This is a genomic window from Arthrobacter sp. MYb224, assembly GCF_002975455.1.
Lineage (GTDB): Bacteria > Actinomycetota > Actinomycetes > Actinomycetales > Micrococcaceae > Glutamicibacter.
Map to the genome: position 1 here is coordinate 132,021 of NZ_PCPU01000004.1, position 22,439 is coordinate 154,459.

The 22,439-nt window shown below is 60.4% G+C and carries 19 protein-coding genes; 9 read left to right on the forward strand and 10 right to left on the reverse strand.

What is annotated here, in order from left to right; all coding sequences use genetic code 11:
- Positions 1-8 precede the first annotated feature (8 nt).
- Together CQ017_RS09160 and CQ017_RS09165 are read left to right on the forward strand one after the other, a co-directional pair.
- Positions 9-1,016, forward strand: coding sequence for a pseudouridine synthase (locus CQ017_RS09160; RefSeq protein ID WP_105553667.1), 1,008 nt, complete (start codon positions 9-11; stop codon positions 1,014-1,016).
- Positions 1,017-1,121: 105 nt separating this feature from the next.
- Positions 1,122-2,021, forward strand: coding sequence for a hypothetical protein (locus tag CQ017_RS09165; RefSeq protein ID WP_105553463.1), 900 nt, complete (start codon positions 1,122-1,124; stop codon positions 2,019-2,021).
- Here CQ017_RS09165 and CQ017_RS09170 read toward each other — a convergent pair.
- Together CQ017_RS09170 and CQ017_RS09175 are read right to left on the reverse strand one after the other, a co-directional pair.
- Positions 2,018-2,794, reverse strand: a complete 777-nt coding sequence (locus CQ017_RS09170; protein WP_105553464.1) for an SDR family NAD(P)-dependent oxidoreductase — start codon at positions 2,792-2,794, stop codon at positions 2,018-2,020. The two genes, CQ017_RS09165 and CQ017_RS09170, sit on opposite strands and share 4 nt — an antisense overlap.
- Before the next feature lie 133 nt (positions 2,795-2,927).
- On the reverse strand, positions 2,928-4,376 hold the full coding sequence (locus tag CQ017_RS09175; protein WP_105553465.1) for an MDR family MFS transporter: 1,449 nt from the start codon (positions 4,374-4,376) through the stop codon (positions 2,928-2,930).
- 185 nt (positions 4,377-4,561) lie between these two features.
- On the opposite strand from CQ017_RS09175, the gene CQ017_RS09180 reads away from it, so the two are divergent.
- Complete coding sequence (locus CQ017_RS09180; RefSeq protein ID WP_096285505.1) at positions 4,562-5,101, forward strand: NUDIX hydrolase family protein; 540 nt, start codon at positions 4,562-4,564, stop codon at positions 5,099-5,101.
- 8 nt (positions 5,102-5,109) lie between these two features.
- On the opposite strand, the gene CQ017_RS09185 is transcribed toward CQ017_RS09180, so the two are convergent.
- Entirely contained in the window at positions 5,110-6,198 is a 1,089-nt protein-coding gene (locus tag CQ017_RS09185) for an FUSC family protein (protein WP_258133564.1), read from the reverse strand.
- Between the two features lie 134 nt (positions 6,199-6,332).
- On the opposite strand from CQ017_RS09185, the gene tgt reads away from it, so the two are divergent.
- Positions 6,333-7,625, forward strand: coding sequence for a tRNA guanosine(34) transglycosylase Tgt (tgt, locus tag CQ017_RS09190; RefSeq protein WP_181150525.1), 1,293 nt, complete (start codon positions 6,333-6,335; stop codon positions 7,623-7,625).
- Between the two features lie 87 nt (positions 7,626-7,712).
- Here the strand turns inward: tgt and CQ017_RS09195 are convergent, their stop codons facing one another.
- From CQ017_RS09195 to CQ017_RS09205, 3 genes are all read right to left on the reverse strand, one after another.
- Positions 7,713-9,320: a DUF6297 family protein gene (locus CQ017_RS09195; RefSeq protein ID WP_146112462.1), complete on the reverse strand. Its 1,608-nt coding sequence runs from the start codon at positions 9,318-9,320 to the stop codon at positions 7,713-7,715.
- Positions 9,310-9,996, reverse strand: a complete 687-nt coding sequence (locus CQ017_RS09200; RefSeq protein WP_105553468.1) for an ABC transporter ATP-binding protein — start codon at positions 9,994-9,996, stop codon at positions 9,310-9,312. The genes CQ017_RS09195 and CQ017_RS09200 overlap by 11 nt, the downstream gene beginning before the upstream one ends.
- A gap of 64 nt (positions 9,997-10,060) precedes the next feature.
- Entirely contained in the window at positions 10,061-10,771 is a 711-nt protein-coding gene (locus CQ017_RS09205; protein WP_105553469.1) for a queuosine precursor transporter, read from the reverse strand.
- Between the two features lie 340 nt (positions 10,772-11,111).
- On the opposite strand from CQ017_RS09205, the gene CQ017_RS09210 reads away from it, so the two are divergent.
- From CQ017_RS09210 to CQ017_RS09230, 5 genes are all read left to right on the forward strand, one after another.
- Positions 11,112-11,858 carry a TetR/AcrR family transcriptional regulator gene (locus CQ017_RS09210; protein ID WP_105553470.1) on the forward strand — a complete coding sequence of 249 codons (747 nt, stop codon included), beginning with the start codon at positions 11,112-11,114 and terminating at the stop codon, positions 11,856-11,858.
- 183 nt (positions 11,859-12,041) lie between these two features.
- The gene (locus tag CQ017_RS09215) at positions 12,042-12,656 is read left to right on the forward strand and encodes a hypothetical protein (protein ID WP_105553471.1); all 615 of its coding nucleotides are present in this window, start codon (positions 12,042-12,044) and stop codon (positions 12,654-12,656) included.
- A 36-nt stretch (positions 12,657-12,692) separates the two neighbouring features.
- Entirely contained in the window at positions 12,693-13,517 is an 825-nt protein-coding gene (locus CQ017_RS09220) for a hydroxymethylpyrimidine/phosphomethylpyrimidine kinase (protein WP_105553472.1), read from the forward strand.
- A gap of 337 nt (positions 13,518-13,854) precedes the next feature.
- Positions 13,855-14,343, forward strand: a complete 489-nt coding sequence (locus CQ017_RS09225; RefSeq protein ID WP_105553473.1) for an FBP domain-containing protein — start codon at positions 13,855-13,857, stop codon at positions 14,341-14,343.
- Positions 14,344-14,871: 528 nt separating this feature from the next.
- Positions 14,872-18,114 carry a S8 family serine peptidase gene (locus CQ017_RS09230; protein ID WP_258133565.1) on the forward strand — a complete coding sequence of 1,081 codons (3,243 nt, stop codon included), beginning with the start codon at positions 14,872-14,874 and terminating at the stop codon, positions 18,112-18,114.
- A gap of 136 nt (positions 18,115-18,250) precedes the next feature.
- On the opposite strand, the gene CQ017_RS09235 is transcribed toward CQ017_RS09230, so the two are convergent.
- The 4 genes from CQ017_RS09235 to CQ017_RS09250 all read right to left on the reverse strand — a co-directional run bounded on the left by CQ017_RS09235 (position 18,251) and on the right by CQ017_RS09250 (position 22,434).
- A complete protein-coding gene (locus CQ017_RS09235) occupies positions 18,251-19,480 on the reverse strand; it encodes a glycoside hydrolase family 3 protein (protein WP_181148436.1) in 1,230 nt (409 codons plus the stop codon).
- A gap of 25 nt (positions 19,481-19,505) precedes the next feature.
- Positions 19,506-20,825 (reverse strand): Y-family DNA polymerase, encoded by a 1,320-nt coding sequence (locus CQ017_RS09240; RefSeq protein WP_105553476.1) that lies wholly within the window; start codon positions 20,823-20,825, stop codon positions 19,506-19,508.
- Positions 20,815-21,231: a LexA family transcriptional regulator gene (locus CQ017_RS09245; RefSeq protein WP_096285532.1), complete on the reverse strand. Its 417-nt coding sequence runs from the start codon at positions 21,229-21,231 to the stop codon at positions 20,815-20,817. The genes CQ017_RS09240 and CQ017_RS09245 overlap by 11 nt, the downstream gene beginning before the upstream one ends.
- 78 nt (positions 21,232-21,309) lie before the next feature.
- Positions 21,310-22,434, reverse strand: coding sequence for a glycosyltransferase 87 family protein (locus CQ017_RS09250; RefSeq protein WP_105553477.1), 1,125 nt, complete (start codon positions 22,432-22,434; stop codon positions 21,310-21,312).
- Between the last annotated feature and the right edge of the window lie 5 nt (positions 22,435-22,439).

Here is a 22,439-nt window from a genome sequence, read left to right on the forward strand (position 1 = left end):
CCATGGCAATGCTCTCCCCACTCCCGGTTCGTAATGGCGTCAACGCAACACGTTTGCGTGTGCCGAAGAACGGACCGTGGGAAACCGTGGCCGACTACTTGCTCGAACGCTTCGGCCATGTGGATCCGCAAGGGCTCATGCGCCGCTTCGAAGAGCAGGAAATCGTGGGCCTAGGCGGGGTGCCGCTTAGCGCCAGTACCACCCTGGGCGAGCACGAATTCATTTGGTACTACCGCTCCTTGCCGGTTGAGACACCGATCCCCTTCGAAGCAAAAATCCTGCATCAGGACGAGCACCTGATCGCCGTGGACAAACCGCACTTCTTGCCCTCCACACCGGGCGGCCGTTTCATTCAAGAATCCGCGCTGGTGCGCCTTCGCAACCAGACCGGAAACCCCGAGCTAGTTCCCATGCACCGCTTGGACCGCGCCACCGCAGGTGTCATCCTCTTCGCAGCGAACCCGCGGACCCGCGGCGCATATCAGATGCTTTTCGAGAATCGAAAGATCTCCAAGAAATACCAGGCGGTCGTCGCCCTGCAGCCGGGCGACGGCTTGGAAACCGGGCGAGTGCTCGAAGCCAATGGGGAACACCCCAATGTACGGAGCACCGAAGAATTACATGGCTTGCTGCAGCGCATGCCGCTGGTCTTCGAAAACCGGATGGCCAAGGTCAAAGGCCAGTTGCGTGCCACCGTCGAAGACGGGATTCCCAATGCCCAGACGCGGATCTCGCTCGGTTCCCTCGGCACCAGCAAGGGTCACCATGCCGGCCTGCCGGTCGCGCTGATGGAGCTGGACCCGCTCTCGGGTAAAACCCACCAGCTTCGGGTTCACCTTGCCTCGCTGGGGCTGGGCATCATCAACGACGCCTTCTACCCGCGGTTGTGGGATTTGGCACCAGATGATTATTCGCGCCCCCTGCAGCTGCTGGCGCACACGATTTCATTCACCGACCCGCTAAGCGGGCAGCCGCGCAGTTTCAGCTCGCGGCAACGCTTAATCGAGGCGCCTTAGCCTGCGGCTCTTCTAAAATCCGTTGGACTATCCTAGGCTGTTGCACACACCTGGCGGTTATTGATACCGCAGTCGAAGAAGTGCCTACCCAAGGACGGTACCCCGATGGCAGAGCCGCAGCCCACCGAGAATTTGCGTTCGCTAGTGGACTCGGCCCAGGAGGCGATCGCCGAGGCCTCGCAGAAGCAGAGCCTGCAATTGCCCTACGCCGCCCCGGATCGCCGCCCCAATCCTGCGGTGGAAAACTTCGACAAGGTCCGTGCAGCGCTCTTTGCCCTGGCCGGGGTCCTGCTGCTGGTCACCTCGCTGAACACCGCTTTGGATACCAGTTCCAGCACCCAGGGCGGCTTGCTCGATACCTCGCCGGTGCTCGCCTTCGTGTGGCCGGCCATAGCGATCACCATGATCGCCAGTGCAGGATACTCGGTACTGCCGCACCAGCTATCTTCACGCAGGCAGCGGGCCATCACCGTCTATGGGTTATCCGCCGTGGCGCTCATGGCCTGCGCGCTGACCTTCACCGCCGGGTTCCTCCTCTGGCCTGGCGCCCTGCTGGCCACCCTGGCTACCGGTTTCGGGCTGTACGGCATGTTCCAAATGAACAGGCACACCGCCCGCAATCACCTAGAACGTATCGCAACCGATTTGCCGGTCAGTTTTTTCACCGGCTTTTCGCTGACCTTCACCCTGCAGCTGTGGTTTTCCGCGGCCGGCTGGAACCGGCCGGAGCACTTGCTGGCGATCAGCATCGTCACCGTTCTAGCTACCCTCCTGGCCGCCGGATTCGCGCAGACCGAGCGCGGCCGCCACGCCTTGGCCACCGGTTACGGATTTGGCATGTTCGCCGCCGCCTATCAGGCCTGGCGGCAGGAGAGCGCGCCGCTGTGGTTCGCAGCATTGCTGGTTTTCATGGCAATAATCGTGTTCATCTGCGCCGAAAGCCGGCGGTTCCAGATCAGCCACGCCGAGCATCGCAACCAGCGGGGGTTGCGCGCCGAGGACTAGCGTGGAGCCATGCGGATGGCGCCGTCCAGTCGGATGGTTTCTCCGTTGAGCATTGGGTTAGAAACAATGTGCGCCACGAGGTCCGCATACTCTTCCGGCCGTCCCAGCCGTGAAGGGTGCGGTACCTGCGCGCCCAAGGAATCCTGGGCCGCTTGCGGCAGCGAGTCCATCATGGGTGTGTGGAAAATTCCCGGAGCGATGGTCATCACGCGGATCTGGTGCGCCGCAAGCTCGCGGGCCAACGGCAAGGTCATGGCGGCCACGGCTCCCTTGGATGCCGCATAGGCGGGCTGGCCGATCTGACCGTCAAAGGCTGCCACCGATGCGGTATTGATGATCACTCCCCGCTCGCTGGTGCCCTGCGCATCGAGCACGGCTTCGCTGTGCGCCATTGCTTCGGCGGCGAGACGCACCACGTTGAAGGTGCCGGTGACATTGATTTCGAGAACCTTGGCGAACTTCTCCAGCGGGAGCACTCCCTCGCGGCCGAGCACCTTGCCCGGAGTCGCCACGCCGGCACAGTTCACCACGACGCGCAGATGCCCCAACTCGGCAGCGCGTTGCACCGCAAGCGCCACATCTTCGGCCCGGGTGACATCCGCGGGGACGTAACGGACATTTGCAGAAATCTGGGCCGCAATTTCGTCTCCGTCTTCACGGGGAAGATCAAGCACCACCACGTGGGTGGCGCTCTGCGCGAGTTTGCTTGCCGTTGCTCGGCCCAGACCGGATAGCCCTCCGGTGACTAGCGCGACAGTATCCTGCAGTTCCATCGAATCCCCTTTTTTTGCGTTGTTGACTTGGGATTTAGCCTAACGGCCACGGGAAGATTTGAGAAGAGTTCGCATTTGGGAACGGCAAAACCCCCACAGATTTTTATCTGCGAGGGTTTTGCACGGTGCCGGATTAGTGCATGGCAGAAGTACTCTCGGATTCTGCCTCCACGAGTTCTTTTTTGCCACCCATCAGGAAACCGATGATGAGGATGCCCACGGAGCAGGCGGCTCCCACGAGGAAGCCCGGGGCGAAGCCCTCGACGGCTGCGACTAATTCGTCGGTTCCCTCGGCAAGCTTCGAAGCGGTCGTGGCGGCAACTACGCCAACCACCAGAGCGGTGCCCAGTGCGCCGCCGAGCTGCTGCAAGGTGGAGAGCAGGGCAGAACCGTGCGAGTGCAAGTGATGCGGCAAGGGGTTCAACGCGGTGGTGAACGCAGGGGTGAAGATCAATGCCAGGCCCAGGCTCATCGCCAGATGCAACAGGACCAAAAGCCAGATCGGCGTCGTTGAATCCAGAATCATTGCATAGGCGAGCATCACCGCGGTGAGCACCAAGGCACCGGGAACGACCAATGGCCGCGGGCCTACCTTGTCATACAGTCGCCCGACGAATGGGGCCAAGATACCCATAAGCAGGCCGCCGGGCAGCATGATCAGGCCCGTAGTCAGTGTCTCCATGCCGAGCACATTGGTGAAGAACATCGGCAGCAAGATGATCACGCCGAACAGCGCCACCATCGCGAACATCATCAGCACCAGCGACAGGGTGAAGTCGCGGTAGGTCAGCGGTCGCAGATCCAGCAGCGCCTTGTCTTCACGTTGCAGACGGCTCTGCAAGACGGTGAACGCCACCAAGCAGAGCAACGCGACGAAGAGGATCCCGAGGTTCAGCGGCGACGCACCGGCTGCCGAGAGGCGGCTGAGGCCGTAGACCAAACCGCCGAAGCCGGGCACCGCCAGCAGGATCGAGACGAAGGACAGCGGGGTCTTGGCCTGACCCGCCTCGTTGCCTAGGCGTGGAGTGCCGATGACTAGGGCCAGGATCGCAATCGGAATGATCACGATGAACATGAAGCGCCACGAGAGGTACTGCAGAATCAATCCCGAGAGCGTCGGGCCGATGGCAGGAGCCACCGAGATCACGATAGATACGTTGCCCATGAGCACGCCGCGACGCGATGGAGGGACCAGATCGAGAATCGTGGTCATCAGCAATGGCATCATCACCGCGGTGCCGCAGGCTTGAATGACGCGGGCCACCAGCAGCACTCCAAAGCCGGGGGCCACCGCCGCCAGCGTGGTGCCGAGGGCAAACATGCCCATGGCCAGCAGAAAGACGTTGCGGGTGCTCATCTTCTGCAGGAGGAAACCCGTCATTGGAATGACGACGGCCATGGTGAGCATAAAGATCGTAGCCAGCCATTGAATAGCATCGGCGGTGACGTTGAATTCGACCATGAGTACGGGCAACGCCACGTTCATGATGGTCTCATTGAGGATTACCACGAAGCTGGATACGATCAGCACCGTAATCGTGGTGAAGTTCTTTTTGCTCAAGCGCTCTGGGGCGTTCGTCAAGGCTGGACACTGCTTCCGAGAGAAGTTCGAGGAGAAAAATACCGCCAAAATAAGGTGAAACGGTTCAACTAATCCTACAGTTCGGCCTTTTAATGCACCAGAGCGGAAAGTCCGGATCGGCAGTGAATTGCGCAACACAGCGGGAAGTTCACCACGGTCGAGCAAATATGTATGAAGATGGTTCTATGAACGTGCGTACGCCCGACCCTTATCCAGGCTGGCTCAACGAGGAGGACCTCTACGAAGCCCGCCAACGCCTCCCCATGCTCTACGTCGAGGCCATCCCGGTGCGCCTCGATCCGCTTGGCTACGTCAACGAGGTGGGCTTGCTGCTCACCGGCGACGAGACCGGGCACATGCTGCGCACCTTTGTCTCCGGCCGAGTCATGTACCGCGAGACCATTCGTGCCGCCCTGATCCGCCACATTGAAAAGGATCTGGGCACCATGGTGCTCCCCCAGCTCCCGGCGTCTCCGGTCCCCTTCACCGTCGCCGAATACTTCCCATCTCCCAGCGAGACCGGGCTGACCGACGATCGCCAGCATGCCGTGGCCATGTGCTATATCGTTCCAGTGCGTGGTGAATCGACCCCGCGTCAAGACGCGCTCGAACTGACCTGGCTATCGCCAGCGGAAGCACTGAGCGAAGACATTCAGGGTGCGTTTGCCGGGGGCCGCGGGAATATTCTCCGTCAGGCATTAGCTCATGTCGGAATCAATATTTAGCCAGGTTGCTATCCGTTTGACTCGGTGATTCCCAGTCGCCGCCGGATTTGGTTTCCAAACCAGCTGCCGAGCACGACACCCAGGATGCCCACCGCGGAACCAATGATCGTTTCGACCACACGGTCGTACATCACCGCGGTGGACAGCCCGGTGATCAGGGTGGTGCCCACCAGGGCCAACGGAGTGATGAAAACCTGCGCGAGGAAATAATTGCGCATCACCAGCATCTCGGCCAAGAACTGGAACAGCCCGATGAAGGCAACTAGTATCCACATGGCCGGGTTGATTAGGATCAACACCGCGATGAGCAGCATGCCGGCCAAGGTGCCAAGTACACGGTGCACGCCACGGCGCACGCGCAACGCGGTGGTGTGTCCGGCGAGCGGAACCACGGCCGCCACCATGGCCCAATAGTTGTGCCCCGCTTCGACCTGGCTGCCAACGATATTCGCCAGGGCACCGGCCACACCAGCGGTCAGCACATAGAACAGGCCTTCCCACCAGATAGCCTTGCGCACGTTATCGGACAACGGCGGCACCGGGGTGCGTTTCCACAGGCTTGACCACTGGCCGAGGGCGCCGCTGGCCCCGATGAACAGCGCCAGCAGGATCGTCGCCGCCGCGGCGAACATCGCTTCGCCAAAGGGTGCGGGCTTGGCGATCGAGGCAATCGCCGCGAAGGCGAAGATATGGAACAGCGAACCGCCCGGACGCAACCGCAGATACCCGGTGACTACCGAGCAGACGCCGGCGACAAGGGTTGTCGCCCCCACCACCTGCCAGGCCTTGAGTTCCGGATTGTCATGGTCGATCCAGAAGGTCGAAGCCAGCAGCGCCAACCCGATCACCACGAAGAACAACAGCCCGGACCGGGTCTGCATGCGCAATCGGTTCCAGTAGCCATCCACGCGCCCGTAGACGCCGGTAAAGGCGCCGAAGACCACGAACACCATCAGGTCCAACCGGTCGATCAGGAGCAAGAAGATCAGCGGCGCGAAGACGCCAACGGCAGTACGTAGTCCGATCCAGTGGTCTTTCCGAGCAGGTCCGAGGGTTATCAACGATCGCGCGGATTCCTTGAGATTCTGGAGATTCACTGGATCCTTTCGTCGCATTCGCCACAGTGCAGTTACTTGCATTATTCGCCTTTAACCAAGTCGACCGCTAGGTTTTGGCTCACTTTCGGGTTGTCGTTTTCCTCACCCGGCTACACATACGGCACACTTGGTACGTGTCCGAGAAGAACTTTAACCCCAGCAACCCGCATTCCCGCCAAGCCGAATTCGGTTTCGAGGTAGGCACGCGCCTCACTTCCCCCGAAGGCTCGGAGATGTTGGGCCGCACCGGCGTCATCAACACCCCGCACGGGCAAATCAAAACTCCTGCTTTTATCGCGGTGGGCACCAAAGCCACCGTCAAGGCACTCACCCCGGTTCAGGTAGCGGAGCTTGGCGCCCAAGCGGTACTAGCCAACGCCTACCACCTCTACCTGCAGCCAGGTGCCGACATCCTCGATGAGGCTGGCGGCCTCGGCAAGTTCATGAGCTGGCAAGGCCCGACCTTCACCGACTCCGGTGGCTTCCAGGTCATGAGCCTCGGCTCGGGCTTCAAGAAGGTCATCGACATGAAGTCGGTGGATCAGTCCGGTCCGGACGACGCGGTAGCCCCAGGCAAGGAACGCCTGGCAAATGTCGACGACGACGGCGTCTGGTTCAAATCCCATCTCGACGGCAGCAAGCACCGCTTCTCGCCGGAAATTTCGATGAATGTGCAGCACCAGATCGGTGCAGACATCATGTTCGCCTTCGACGAGCTGACCACCTTGCAGAACTCGCGCGGCTACCAGGTTGAGTCCTTGGAACGCACCCGCTTGTGGGCCCAGCGCTGCATCGCCGAGCACTTCGCACTGACCGATTCACGTGCGGGCAAGGATTACCAGGCCTTGTTCGGCGTCATTCAGGGCGCCCAGTATGAAGACCTTCGGCGCAAGGCCTGCCAGAACCTTGGCGCGATGGCCTTCGACGGTTTCGGCATCGGCGGCGCCTTGGAAAAAGAGAACCTTGGCACCATCGTCGGCTGGTGCTCCGAGGAACTGCCCGAAAACAAGCCACGGCACCTGCTGGGGATTTCCGAGCCGGACGATATCTTCACCGCCATCGAGAACGGCGCCGATACCTTCGACTGCGTCTCCCCCACCCGGGTGGCCCGCAATTCCGCGTTCTACACCCCGCACGGACGCTTCAACCTCTCGGGGGCCCGCTACAAGCGCGATTTCACCCCGCTGGTCGATGGCTGCTCGTGCTATACCTGCCAGAACTTCACCCGTGCCTACATCCACCACCTGCACAAGTCGAAGGAGCTGCTCAGCCACACGCTCATTTCGATCCACAACGAGCACTTCACCGTATCTCTGGTGGACTCGGTCCGTGAAGCCATCGAGGATGGCAGCTTCTTTGCGCTGAAGGAAAAGGTCCTGGGCGAGTACTACAAAGGCGAACCCGACCCGCAGGGCCTGCGCGGCTAACGGCGCGGAGCATTAAAAACGGCGGCGGGTTGCCCACCACGGTTCAGGCCGAGCACGGGTAGCCCGCCATCGCGCTGTCCTCGGCGGCTAGCTGATCGTTGCGGTTTGCTGTTCGCCGGCGCGGCGCAGGGCAAGATAGCCGGGGTATGCGCATAGCGTGCTCAGCGCCCACACTCCCCACGGCACCGGCGACCCCGGCGCCAGAAGCAAGAAGAATATCGGCAGCCCCGAGGCCAACGCCTGCAGGAAATGACCAAATTCCTTGAGCGCCAACGCACCGGTGTGCAGCTCGTTGGCTGATCCGAGGATCAAGGATTCCCAGTCGCGTTCCCCGCGCGTGGCCCGGCCCCACATCGCTGCCGTGATGCCACAGGCAGCCACCAACAGCCCGGCGCACCAAGGCCAAAGATTCGCGCTCGGGATCATTCCCAGCGCGGCCGGCAACGCCGAACAGATGAGCAGCCCACCGAACGCCAAACCCAAGGTGAACCCCAGGGCGGGGCGTACCAGCCGGCTCCGCGGCAATCCCAGCAGCTGGGCTAGACCCGGTTGGCTGGCCAGTGGCCGGTTCATTTGGGAGAGGTTCTCCGTCAGCAGGCATAGTGCAAGCACCAGGAATCCGGTCAGCGCAAGCGGGTTGGCGATGCCGCGGACTCCCAGCGTCAAGGCCAGGGCCGTGAGGACCAGTCTCAGCGGTCCATTCCAATGCCTGCCTCGCAGGTAGCGCAGCACCAAGATCTGAAGCACCACCGGCAACCTGCGCAGCGTACCGTGGGCCAATCTGGTCCGTGCGTTGCGCCCCGCGTTCGGCACCGGCAGGACTCCTCCCAGGTCCATCTGGATCATCGATCCGACCAGCTGGTTCTGTACCTGCCCGGCCTGCCGCATGGAATTCGCGTCCAAGCGCTCGATCCGGCTGAACGCCAACCATGTGGCGGCCGCTGCGAGCACTAGCAACCCGGAGCAGGCAACGGCCCAGAGGCTCGGTTCAAAGACCAGCTCTCCGAGCCGCCCGTAGGCTCCCTGAAGCCAGCGGTTCCCGAACAGCAGCAGGCTCCAGGAAATACTCAGTCCCAGCAAGAGCAGTGACCAGAGCGTCTGGCACACCCGGAGCGCGGCTCTTTGCCGGGCGCCGATTTGCGCGAGCGCGGCCAAGGCACCCAAGAGCGCCCCGGATGCTGCGGCGGCAGCAATTCCCAGCAGCAGCACTTCTGCGGTGAATCCTCCGGACAGCGCAAAGAGGCACACAAACCACAGGACTCCGACGAAGATATTCGCCAGTGCACCAAGCGCGATGGCGCTGCCGAGAGCACGCTGCCTGACGGCGCTGAGCTTGATGGGCAGCGGCAGCCACCAGCTGGCCTTGTCCGGGGAAAGCCCGCATGGGCCGAGGTAGAGCAGCCCACGAAATACACAGAGCAATAGTGCCGGAATCAGTACGATCGCCAGATCCTGCAGGTTCCAGACCGCGCTTGGCAGATCCAGCGCCGCTATGCCACCGCCCTGCAGGGCAAAGATCACCCCGGAGAGCACGCTGAAGAGATAGACGAGGGCAATGACCGCCAACAGCACCCAGATATAAGCATCGGAGAATGCCTCGAATCGCGCGGAACGATCCCGTCGCTTGCGCATCCGGGTGATCATTTCCCGTGGGTCGTAGCCGCCTAGTTCGTCGGCTTGCTTGCTAGCGCTCAAGCCACAGCGCCCCGGACTGCGCGTCCACCGTTCGCACCTGGCCGCCGTGCAGCATCAGCGCACTTTCGAGGCAGTCGCGGATCATCAACGGATCGTGGGTGACCGCAAGGATGCTCACGGATTGCTCGCGCAGCTGGGCCAGCCTGCGATACAGCCGGACCCTGATCCGTTGGTCGAGGCGCTGCTCGGGTTCGTCGAGGATCAACAGTCTTGCCGGGCGGACCAGCGCCGCGGCTAGGAGCAATTTGCGCCGCTGCCCGGAAGATAACTCCCGGGGCTGCTGCTTGGCAACCTGTTGCAGCTCGAAAAACTCAAGTTCTCGGGTGACCGCGTCATTCCAGTCTTGCACCCCATGGCCTCGCGCCACCATTTCAAGGTGTTCTGCCACCGTGAGTTCTTCAAAGAATACGCCGTCGCTCACCTGGACCGCGACGTCCTTGCGGAAGCGTGCCGAGCCTTCGTCGAGGGCTGCACCATGAAAGCTGACCGTACCGGAGATCGCCGGCTGCAAGCCCAGCACCGTGCGGATCAAGCTGGATTTCCCGCTGCCATTCGCGCCAATGATTCCCAGACCGGCACCGGGCGTCAACGACAGATTGATCGGTTCGCAAAGGGCCTGACCGGCGTAGCCGATTTCCAAGTGCTCGACTGCCAGTTGCACGTTCCCTATGCTCATCTCTCAACAGTATCTAGTGGCCTGCCTCCGGGGCATCGTCCAAACTGCTGATGGGATTCGTGTCTTACCGTGCGGCAAGCAGCGCCGCATAGCTAGGTTCGCGCTTCTTGAACCAGCGGATCACCAGCGAGGTGATTGGCACGAAGATGATCTCCACCGCCGTCTTGTAAACGAACCCGACCACGACATAGTTGATGAAATTCGGCATATCGGTGATTCCGATAACCGGAGCCGCAATGGCGCAGAAGATCAGCGTGTCCAGGAATTCACCAACACCGCTGGAGCCGATCAACCGTCCGATGAGCCCGCGTTCCCCGAATCGCTGCTTCATCCGCACCAGCACCCACGAGTTGGCCAGTTGCCCCACCAGGAAGCCCAAGCCCGAGGCAACCACGATCTGCCAGATCGGCCCCAAGGTGCGTTCGAGGGCTTCTTGGCCGTCGTAGAATTCTGCCGACGGCAGCTGGATCATAATCCAGAAGGCGAACACCGCGAAGAAGGCCAGGGCGAAGGTGATGAGAATCGATCGGCGAGCGGCCTTGAGGCCATAGACCTCTGAAATCACATCGCCCATGATGTAGGCCAATGGGAAAAGGAAAAACCCGCCATCGGTGATGAATGGGCCGATGGCCACGCCCTTCGACGCACCAATATTGGAGAGTATGACGACCGCTCCCATCAGCGCGAGCACTGCGGAGAAGTATGGTGATCCGGCGGCGGCAAAAATTGCTTTTGAAGGCCGCGCGGCTACTGATTTGGCGTTAGTTTCGCCCATGAAAATGTTCCTCGTTAAAAGTGGTTCGCCAAGACTCCGCGTGGACCGACACCCAGATACCAGCAACTCTTCGCTGATCTGTGGTTATGTGCCGGAGCGCTGTCCCGCTGTATTAGCACTTGCCTTGCAAGTATCCCACGGAGCCATCACAAACTCACCGTGACCTGCTTCACGGCAACCGGAGTTTGATATCCATGAAATTTTCAATCAGCTATCTCACATTGTGTTCTTCAAAATATGAATTTGAGGAACCAAAAATGGCAGTGACTCGCTCCGCACGCTTCAGCGTAATCAGAGTTGATTTTTGAACGCGTTCAATACTTGGATACACTTGACCCGTATGGAAATTATTCGCGAGCCAACGCAGCTCAAAGAACCGCGTACCGGCAAGGGCCAGCAGACCAAGGCCAAACTGCTTCGCACAGCTCTGGCAGCTTTCGCCGAAGACGGCTACCAAGCGGCGAGCATGCGCGCCATCGCCGCCCGGGCCGGGGTTTCCCTGTCGCACGCCTACTATTACTTCCATTCCAAAGAAGACATCGTCCTCGAATTGCTCCTATCCTTGCGGGCGGAGCAATACGCGCTATGCAATGGCCAACTCGACGACGGCAACACCTTGGAAGCGAATATCCATACGGTCTTCAACGCAAATCTGCAGGTGATGGAGAAGTACCACGATTTCGGGCCGGCATTCTTGAAGGTCCTGCTCTCGCGCGATCCCGAAAACAGCGAACTGGCTCAGCTTGAGATGTCGCTGTGGGAACGCGCGGTCGCTGGCGCGCGGCCACTTCCCCCGCTAGGTATTCGGCGTGAGCTGCCAAGGTTCCTCTGGCTGCTGTCCAGACAGGTATTCTCCGCTTGGGCCTACGACAGTTCACCCGATCAGCGACGTTCGCGAGCGCTGATGCGCAACGTCGCTCCCGTCGTCGGCAAGTTTGCAATCCTCTGCCGCCTGCCGGTGGTGCGTTCCCTTTTCGAAGATGTACTCGCCCTGATGGATTCCAGCGGTGACCAAAATGCGGAACGTGGCAGTACCGCCACCGGAACAAGCCGCCAGGCGAACATCACCAAGGCCAAGGCCTCGTAGCAGCTGGCCTTGGTGTAATTTGGGCGGTTGCCGCCCCTTCCTCCATGGAAGCGCTCGATCCGCTGGGTCCGTGGCATCGCGGGGCGCAGGTTCCGCTTCATGGTTCCGTGCTCGTCGCCATTAAGGCGTAAAGTCGAAGTACCGACCTAATTACTTCCGAGATGCTTAGGAGCGAATCTCACGATGAGCGGAACTGCGACTCCCCTGCCGGAGTGGACTGAAGGCTACGCACTCCTACGCGACCGCATCGCCTCATTCCCCGGCCCAGATCAGTTGCGCTCGGTTGATCTGAACGGCGACGATCCTGAACTTTTACGTTATTGGCCCAGAAACGACTGGGTTCCAGCCAACGAGTATCGTCGCGTCATCCTGCTCGGGACCCCGAACCCGGCAGTTGCCTCCTCGCTCAGTTCGGCCGGTTGGCATGAAACCGCAACGCTGAACCTCCTGGCAGCCAAACCGGAGGACGTAGAGCAGGTCGTCAAGCTGGCCGAGACATCGACCGCCTTCGAAGCTCCCATGGACAACTACGACGTAGTTGAGGTGGCCGAATTCGACCGCCCGGTAGCGCGCGGACGAATGCATTATGGTTCAACTTTTGGACTCTTGTCCGACCCGGATCTGTACGCACCAACGAACCCGGATTTGGCGCGGCGCGCAGTACTGGCAAATTTTGCCGGAGCCGCTTACAGCCATGATTTGCCATGGATTCTTCTCGTTGCCGCCGCGGAACATTCCGAAGCGATGACAGAAGGCTGGTCCAAAGCCACTAAAATCAGCATTTGGCAGCAAAGCTAAACACCTATTCAATCCGCACTACCTTCAATTGGGACTATGACTACTACAATCAACACCCCAGGCCCAGCCCTGACCTTGACCATTGCCGGTTCGGAAGCCACCGGAGGCGCCGGAGCGCAGGCAGATTTGAAGACCTTCCAAGAGCTAGGCACCTACGGAATTGTTGCCCTGACCTGCATTGTGTCATTCGACCCGAAGGCCTCGTGGAATCACCGTTTCGTGCCGGTAGAGCAGCAGGTCATCGCCGACCAGCTCGAAGCCATCCAAACCTGCTACGAGGGCCAACTAGGCACCGTCAAGCTTGGCATGATGGGATCACCAGCTACGATCAACACCGTTGCCACCGCACTGAAATCCCAGCAGTGGAACAACGTGCTGTTGGATCCGGTGCTGATCTGCAAGGGCCAGGAACCAGGGCACGCGCTGGACACCGACGAAGCGCTGAAATCGAACCTGCTGCCGCTGGCAAGCTTTGTCACCCCAAATCACTTCGAAGCCGAGCAGCTCTCCGGACTGAGCATCAACAGCGAGGATGACCTTGTTGCGGCCGCCAAACAGATCCATGCCATTTCCGGTGCCGCAGTCCTGGCCAAGGGCGGCGTGCGCATTGCCGGCGAAGACGCAATCGATGTCTTCTACGACGGAACCACCCTCGAAGTGCTGCGCGAAAAGAAGATCGGCGAGGTTGCCGTCTCCGGCGCAGGATGCTCGCTCGCTGCAGCGGTGACCGCCGAGCTGGCCAAGGGTGCGACGCCGCTGGAAGCGGCGCGCACCGCCAAGGCTTTTGTTACCGAAGGCATCCGCAACCGCGTCGCCGGAAACACCCCCTTCGATGCGCTCTGGCAGGGCGGCCGACGCTAACAGCACTTGCGTCGTAGCAGGCAAAGGCCACATCTGCGGGTGTGGCCTTTGCTATGATTGGAAAATCGCGGCTCCAGCTTGAGCCTGGAGACCACACTGTCAAGTCGTTGCGTGCTCAGGGCACGCGGTAGGGAGGTCGGCTATGCAAGCCACTTTGATGCCTTCCCCGTTCGTCCCCTCGACGGACGGGTAGCTTCCAAACACCGCTCCAACGCCATAGGCGTTGCAGGCGTTTAATTGTGCTGCTCTGCCTGTTTTCCGTTGCCGATGGGACATGCCCTTTCCCCGCAACTCTCTGCGCGCGCCGTACGCCCGCAGATCTCTTTAAGGACCTGCAATGCAGCCATTGACAGAAAAAACCATTCGCTCCTCCTTCCTCAACGCCAGTCGCAGCGAGACGAAGAAACTGACCTTGCCGGAAAACTTCTCGGCGCTGGACTGGGAAAACCTCGAGTACCTTGGGTGGCGCGATCCCAAGATGCCGCAGCGCGGTTATCTCATCCACAGCAATCCAGCCGGCCAGATTCGGGCGCTGTTGCTGCGCTCGGCCGATGGACTGCGAAAACGCAGTAGTGTCGCCATGTGCGATATCTGCCGGGACGTAAATATCCCTTGCTACGTGAGCATGTTCAGTACCCGCCGGGCAGGGCAACCGGGCCGCGACGGCGATACCTTGGGCACCATGATCTGCGCAAACTTCGAATGCTCGACTAACGTGCGGATTCCCCCGCCAAAGAACCCGATTTATCCGGACCCGATGGTGGTAGTGGCCGAACGGATCAGGTTGCTCGAGGAACGGGTCAACAGCTTCGTCGACCGCGTTTAAGGTCCATTTCCCATAACTGCTTCGCAGCTTCACGGGCGGATGCAACGGGCTCTGCGTGAGCACATTGCGTCCGCTCGTTTTGGGCTGGGGCTTCGCCAAGGACTCCGACGGCTACTAATCTCACCCGAGTGATGAAATCCCCTACCCGGGAGTAACACTTGGTTAATAATTTCTAAAAAATAGAGAACCACTAGGCGCTTAGTACGTCGAGTTTCGGTTGGTGATCCGGGGTTTTGGGTGTGAAGCATATGCAAAATGTTTTTAGCTGAAAAATATCACTATTCAATAACCCCTTGATATATGACGTGGGTCACTTAGGATTCCTCAGTAGGAGACTCGACGTTTCAGCGGACGTCGGCCCCGGTCATCACTCAACGCGCACCGACCTGCCGCGAGTGAAACCGTCGCATCTTCACACGGAAGCATCCCGCTTCCTGTTCAGCTAGGAGAATCATGGTCACTCGGCGCAATCCACGATTGCCGCGCCTCATCCTGGGATCAGCCACCGCTTTAGCATTGGCTGTCACGATGACAGGTCCGGCGTCAGCTGCCAACATCCCGCAACCATCTGACGGAGAGAATGCAGCTTCCCTGCCAATAGTTAAAAGCCAAACTCTTGCAGACCTGAAGGTCAGCGGCCAGCTGGCGAAGTCCTCCGGCGAGGTGTCGGTATTCGTCCAGCTCGAAGGAGACGGCGCTTACCAGGAGGTCAAAAAGTCCGGAAAGAAAAAAGACAAGGCAAAGGTCAAATCGGTCCGATCCCAAGTTAAAGCCAAGGGTAAGGAGCTAGCCAAGGAAGCCAAGTCCGAGGTCATCTACACAACGTCCAACGCCTTGCGGGGTGTCGCGCTTACCGGTGACGCCAAAGAGCTACGCGCGCTGGCCGAACGCGGAGATGTCGCAAAAATCAGCGCCATCGTGCCAAAATCTCCAACTAACCGCGGCGCCGTCATCGACACCGAGGCTATCGACGCGTGGACCGCGTTGGACACCACCGGCGAAGGCGTAAAAATCGCCGTGCTGGATACCGGTGTAGATTACACGCACGCCGGCTTTGGCGGCCCCGGAACCATCGAGGCTTATAAGCAGGCACAGGCTTCAGCTGAACTCCCGACGGCGGATTCCGGCCTCATCGATTCAGAGAAGTTCATTGGCGGTTGGGACCTGGTCGGCGATGACTACAACGCCAACCCAGACGCCCCGGACTACCAGCCGATTCCAAATCCCGACCCTAACCCGCTGGACTGCGAAGCCGCAGGACACGGATCCCACGTGGCCGGTTCGGCTGCCGGTTATGGCGTCAACGCGGAAGGTTCCACCTTCACCGGCGATTACGCTTCGCTGACCGCCGATGAGGTAGCCACGATGAAGGTCGGCCCGGGCACCGCCCCGGAGGCGCAACTGATCGGCATTCGCGTCTTCGGTTGCGGCGGTTCCTCCGCCGTAGTCGGCCAGGCTCTTGACTACGTGCTTGATCCAAACGGAGACGGCGACTTCGCAGACCGCGCCGATGTGGTCAACATGTCCCTCGGCTCGGATCACTCCCCCGTCCAGGATCCGGAAAATGACATTGTCGATGCGCTCTCCGAGGCTGGAATTCTCTCCGTCATCGCCTCGGGCAATGCCGGGGACGTGACCGATGTCGGCGGTTCGCCGGGCAACTCGCGTTCCTCGCTGACCGTCGCCAACTCCGTTGGCTCGCAGGTCACCCTGGATAAGATCCAGATCGATGCGCCCGAGGGCGTTGCCGGAACCGCCGCCGGCCAGTACTCGGCAAACTTTAATTACACCGCGGCCGATCCGGCCGACTTGAGCGGCGAAGTGGCCATGGCTCCGGCCGATAACGCTTTCGGCTGCTCGGCCTTTGAACCAGGATCGCTGGAAGGCAAGTGGGTTTGGCTGCAGTGGAGCGAGAACGGCGAATTCCCTTGTGGATCCGGCGCACGCTTCAACAACGCCGAAGCCGCCGGTGCCACCGGCGTCCTGTTGGATGCTGAAACCAACCTCTTCGATGCCGGAATCGCCGGCAACGCCACCATCCCCGGCGCCCAGTTCACGCTGGACTACTCCAATAAGCTGCGTCCAGCGGCCGACGCTGGCGAGCTGCAGGTCAGCTTGGATGCTTCGTTTGTGGGTGCCGCTTCGGGCGACTCCGGAGTCAAGGACACCCTGAACTCCTCCTCGTCACGTGGCGTACATGGTTCGAACGGCGTGGTGAAGCCCGATGTTGCGGCCCCCGGCACACAGATCGGTTCGGTAGGCGTTGGTACCGGCAACGGACCGGCAGTCATGTCCGGCACCTCCATGGCAACCCCAATGGTTGCCGGTGTGGCGGCCCTGGTGATGCAGGATAAGGAGCTCACCGCCGCGCAGGCCAAGAGCACCATCATGAACACCGCGGCAGCCGATGTCCTCGCGGCAAATGGCAAGGCCTATGGTCCAAACCGTGTAGGCTCGGGCCGCGTCATGGCCGAAGCTGCCCTGTCCACCCCGGCCATCGCCTACGATTCCGAGGCCGCGGATCTGACAAGCGTCGTCTTCGGAGTGCTTGAAATCGACGGTAAGAAAACGTTTACCGATTCACGTTCAATCACCGTGGAGAACACCAGCGACACGACGCAGACCTACGAGGTCGACTACGTGCCAGCTACCGAGATCCCGGGCACCAGCTTCACGCTGGACCGCCAGAGTCTCACCCTGGCTCCGGGAACCTCGCAGAACGTCGAGGTCACCCTGAGCGTGGATCCAGCTACATGGACCAAGACCCTGGATCCGACCATGGACAGCGCCCAGTCGGGTCTGGCCCGCGCATGGGTTTCCGATGCCAGCGGTCGCGTCGAGCTCACCAGCTCGAAGGCTCCAACCTTGCGCGTCCCGGTTCAGGCAGCTCCAAAGCTCTCTGCCGATATGTCCGCTTCGGTCAAGAAGCTGAAGAAGGGCGAGAACACCACCGAGCTGAAGCTCAAGGGCAAGGATGTCCGGGCGGGCGAAGGCGCCACCGAGGTAGTCTCGCTGCTCGGCGCATTTGAATTGGGTGCTTCCAGCGAACGCGGGCCGAAGACCATGGACAGCGTTCCAGGGGCCCGCTCGATGGATCTGCAGCACGTTGGCGCTTCAAGCACCGCACCGGGAACCGGCGTGGCCGATGGCCTGCTCAACGTGGGCATCTCGACCTGGGGGAACTGGGCGCATCTAGCCGGCGGCACCGAATTGGATGTCAACATCGACACCAATGGCGACGGCGAAGCCGACTTCGTGACCTTCACGACCGCGCTCGACGGAATCGACCTTGACCTCGCTGCCACCTTCGATTTGAAGACCGGCGAACAGGTGGATCTGCAGCCGGTCAACGGGGTGCTTGGAGATGTTGACACCAACAGCTTCGACACCAATGTGGCAGTCTTGCCGGTATCGCTTGCGGCGCTCGGCCTGGATGAGGATACCACCGAAATCTCCTACAGCGTCTCCAGTTTCTCCTGGTACCACACCAATGACCAGGGGGCGATGATCCCGGTGGATCAGACCGACTGGGTCACGTTCGATATTGCCGAACCTCAGGTTGATTTTGGGGCTCAGGGTTCGCTATTCACCGATCTGAACGGCACCAAGCTCCCGGTCACCGTGGCAGATCCTTCCGTTGCTTCCAAGGCGTTGTTGCTGCACCTGCACAACAGCACCGGCACGCTCGGCGAGAAGAAGAACCAGACCGGAGACCGTGCACAGGTCCTGGAAATCACCAAGGGTGGCAAGAAAGGAAACGGCAAGGGTTAAACCTCACCTGAGCTAAGCGTCTGTGCTTGATCGCGCAGACCTTCAATCTAGACCCGGGCGTTCCCTAGCGAGTAGGGTTTCGCCCGGGTCTTCCCTTGTCGCAAAAGGCTTTGCTGCCCGGAAAATGGGCCGATCATTAACTCTGCAGGCGAAGCTTTTCGGCAAGAATCAAGATTGCTGCCTCGCGGACCTGCCCCGCCAGCTCTTCGTCTTCGCCGGACTGCGTGGCCAGCGTTTCAGCCATGGTCAGCGCCTTGCTTTCATCCACGCACAGTGGCATGGTGCCACCGGCCCGAACAAACTTCACCGCACGCTGGCCTACCGGAACCGCGGAAACCTGTTTGGCGTCGCAGAGGTCATCGGAAATGATGAGCCGCTCGTAGCCCAAGTCCTCCCGCAGCAGACCGGTGACGATCTTCTTCGAGAATGGTGCGTCGTTTGCCTTATCGAGCCGGGTGTATCTGGCGTTCGAAATCATCACCCAGGCCAAGTCTTGGTCTACCGCCGCCGCAAAAGGTTCAAGGTCGGTGCTGTCGTCACCGACTTTTGTGTCGGTCACCTGCGCATGGGTATCCGTATTCAGAGAGACCCTGCCCAGTCCCGGGAAGTGCTTAACCACCGGTTGCACTCCGGCCTCGGCCAGCTCCTCATTAACAATCAGCATGGCGGCCGCGGCATCCCCCGCATTGTTGGCGTATTGCCGCCCGAACTTGCCAATGGGCGCGTTGCCTGTACCCAGGCTTGCCGGTACCACATCTGCAACCGGTGCGAGGTTTACGTTGATTCCAGCGTCGGCTAGCTCTCCGCCCAGCTCGGAGATTTCCGCACCAAGCCTCTTCGCATCCCAAGCACCCTGCTCCAATGCGGTGGGCAGCTCGGAGAAGCCCTGTCCCTGAAGGACCCGGACGAACCCGCCTTCCTGGTCGGTGGCAACCCAGACGGGCAGGTCCGCTGGAACATTTGCGGCCAATGAGTCATGCAGTTCCGCGACGTGGCTGGAAATCTGCGCATGCGAGAGTTGCGAACGGCCACGCAGGAACACGTTGGAGATCCCTTGCTGCTTGAGCGCCTGGATCTGCGCGGCAGAAGCACCGTCGGCCGATACGCCAGCCATCACGAGGCTGCCGGCCTGCTCGACAAGGCTCATCTCATCGGCGAGCGCTTCGGCCTTCTCGCGCAGTTCTGCCTGTGGATCTGCTGCTGTCGGACTCGGCGCGGGTGCTGCAGAGCCCGGCGTTTGGGTATTCGGATTGCTTGATTGACCGGGCTCGGGCCGGTCGGCGGTGCCAGTGGGGGCCGTGCACCCGCTGAGCAACAGGGTGCCGAGCAGGCCCAGTCCCAAAGTTCGACGAAGCGCAGTATTCATATTCGACATTCTGCCACCGAAAACCTCACGCTTGCACGATGAGCAGCTCGTCCCAGTCGGTGGTGTAGCGCTGTGACATATGTTCGCGCTTCATCGACCATTCGGGATCCTTGGCAATACCGGCCCGTCCTAAACCGATGGCCTTGGCCCCGAAGCGCTGGGATACCTGCTGCACCACGTCGCTCACGTTGATCTTCTCGGACTCCTGCGCACTGTGCGAATCGAGCAGTCCCAAATCGAGTTCTTCCGCCCCCGGGTGGTCGCTGAGCCCCGAGAGGATGACTCCCCCACGCACATAGTCGACCCCGGGTGCCATCAGCTCACTCATCGCACCGACCGCGATTCGGGTCAGCGTGATCGGGTCTCTGGTGGGCCGGGCCAACCGTACCTGAGCGGTGGGAAATGAGGCCGCCGAGTTCGCAAATCTGCTGGTTCCGGCGGTGACTGTCAGCAGGCTGGCATAGCGTCCTTCGCGTGCCAAGCGGCTTGCCGCTTTCTGCGCGTAGATCGACATGACATCCGCCATCGCTTCGCGCGTGCGAACCGGTGTGGAGAAGGAACGAGTGAACATCACCTGGCCCTTGTCCGATCGCTCTTCGATCGGCCCGATACAGCGCTGCCCGTTCAGTTCCAGCACGGTGCGTTGGAGCACCACCGAAAACTTCTTGCGAATCACTTGCGGATCAGCGGCGCGCAGCTGGGCGATGCTTTGGATTCCCATGCCGGTCAACTTCTCGCCGGATTTCTTCCCCACACCCCAGACGTCGGTCGCGGGAACCTGCGACATGATCTTGTCCACTTGGCCCGGTTCCATCAGCCCTTCGATGCACAACCCGCGCATATGTGGATTGTGCTTGGCAATATGGTTTGCGAATTTTGCAAGTGTCTTCGTTGCAGCGACGCCGACGCACACCGGCACGCCGATCGACTGGTCGATTGCCGCACGGATCTGCGCGGCGGTGCTCCGCACCTGTTCAAGGGTTCCATTCAATCCGACAAATGACTCGTCGATGGAATACACCTCATGCCAGGTGCCGAAGCGGCCAAGCAGTTCCATGACGCGAGCAGACATGTCGCCGTAAAGTTCATAGTTGCTAGAGCGAACCGCGAGGTTATGGCTTTGCATATAGCGACGCACTTTGAAGAACGGTTCACCGGTGGCTATCCCCAGGTCCTTGGCCTCTTGCGACCGAGCCACCACGCACCCGTCATTGTTTGATAGGACGACCACCGGTCGGTTCCGCAGCGAGTGGTCGAAGGCGCGCTCGCACGAGACATAGAAGTTGTTCACGTCCACCAGCGCCACGTGGTCACTCTGCTCGGAAGCTCCCGGCTCAGCGGACATGGTGCAGGCACCTAGTGATCACGCCAAAGACTTCAACTTCATCGCCCTCCGTGAGCACTACCGGTAGCGGCGACTCGTCGCTGAGCAAGCTAACATGCGCTCCGTCAACTTGCCAGCGCCGCACCAGCATCTGCCCATTCAGGCTCACCACAACCACCGATCCGTGTTTCACGCTCAGCGAGCGGTCCACGATAATTTCGTCGCCGTCGTAGATTCCGGCCGAATGCATCGAGTGGCCAGCTACCCGCATGATGAAGGTGGCAACCCGGTCATGGACGAGCAACCTGTTCAGGTCGAGCCCGCCGTCAAAATAATCTCGCGCAGGCGAGGGGAAGCCCATGGCGGAGACCGCCTGCACCGGACCTTGGGTTGCCCCCGGGGGCATCACCGAGTCAGCATCGCTCACCTAGACACCACCCTTAGCTAGAACAAACTTTCGAATACTAAGAATTGTACAGCGCTTGCCGACCCCTAGTTACCCGGCTCAGGAAAGCAGACTGGCGGGCTCCGCTTTGCTGGCTTGCCGCGTGCTTGCCAAGGAAATAGCAAGACACAAGAGTTGCACCAGCACGGGCACCGCGGGAAGTATGTAGCACCAAACTGGCAATTCCCCATCCGGGAAATATCCAGCGAACGCCACGATCTTCTTGGCCCCAATCGACAACACGACGTAGCACAGCACCAAGGAAATCAGCATCGTGCGACGCAGCACCGGGGCGAAGCGCAGGGCCAAGACGGTCCAGGCGAACGTCATCACCGGCAACCACACCCAGTGGTGGGACCAGCTCACCGGAGAGACGAGCAGCGGACAGGCCGACGCCACACCGAGCAGGACCACCCGATCCACCTTCTCATGCAACTTCCAGAGCAAAATGACGAAGGAAAGGCCCACACCCAGGGCCAGCACGAGCCATACCAAGGACGGAGCATTGAGTCGCTCAAGCATTCCCTGAAGCGAGACATTGTCGATGTAGCCCACATTGCCCACACGCGATGGATCCTGCACCACGTCTAGCCAGTAGTCCAAGGTGTTCTGCGTTTGAAAAAGCAAGCCAACAACCTGGGTACCAATAAATGTTGCTACCCCGACCAGCACCGCACGCCACTTGCGCATTGCGAAAGGCAGAATCAGTAGTGCAATAGGGGTGAGCTTAATGCCGGCGCAGATACCCACCGCAATCACGAACGGCATCAATGACTTGTAGCGCACGAAGGTCAGATAGCAGGCGCCAAGTATCAAGATGTTGATCTGGCCAAACCACACCGTGTCCCGGAAGGGAGCGGACATCAGCATCAGGCACGTCAATGTTAATGGCGTGATAACAGGAGCCAAGGTCGACCATTTCCGCACAACCCGGGCAGAGAGATTTTTTGCGACAAGGTAGGTCAGAATGATCGAGGCGGCCATGGTGAGCGAGACCGAAACCCAGTAAGGGAAAAACGCCATGGGCAGAAACAAAATAGCCGCAAATGTGGGGTAGGTAAATGGCAAACCCGGAGCATTCGCTGGACCGACGAATGGACCGTAGAGAGCTTCGGGCTCACGCAACAGCGTCAGTGCGCCTTCTCGATATACCGACAGATCCCAACCGGTTGGTTCGATAGCCACGAGAA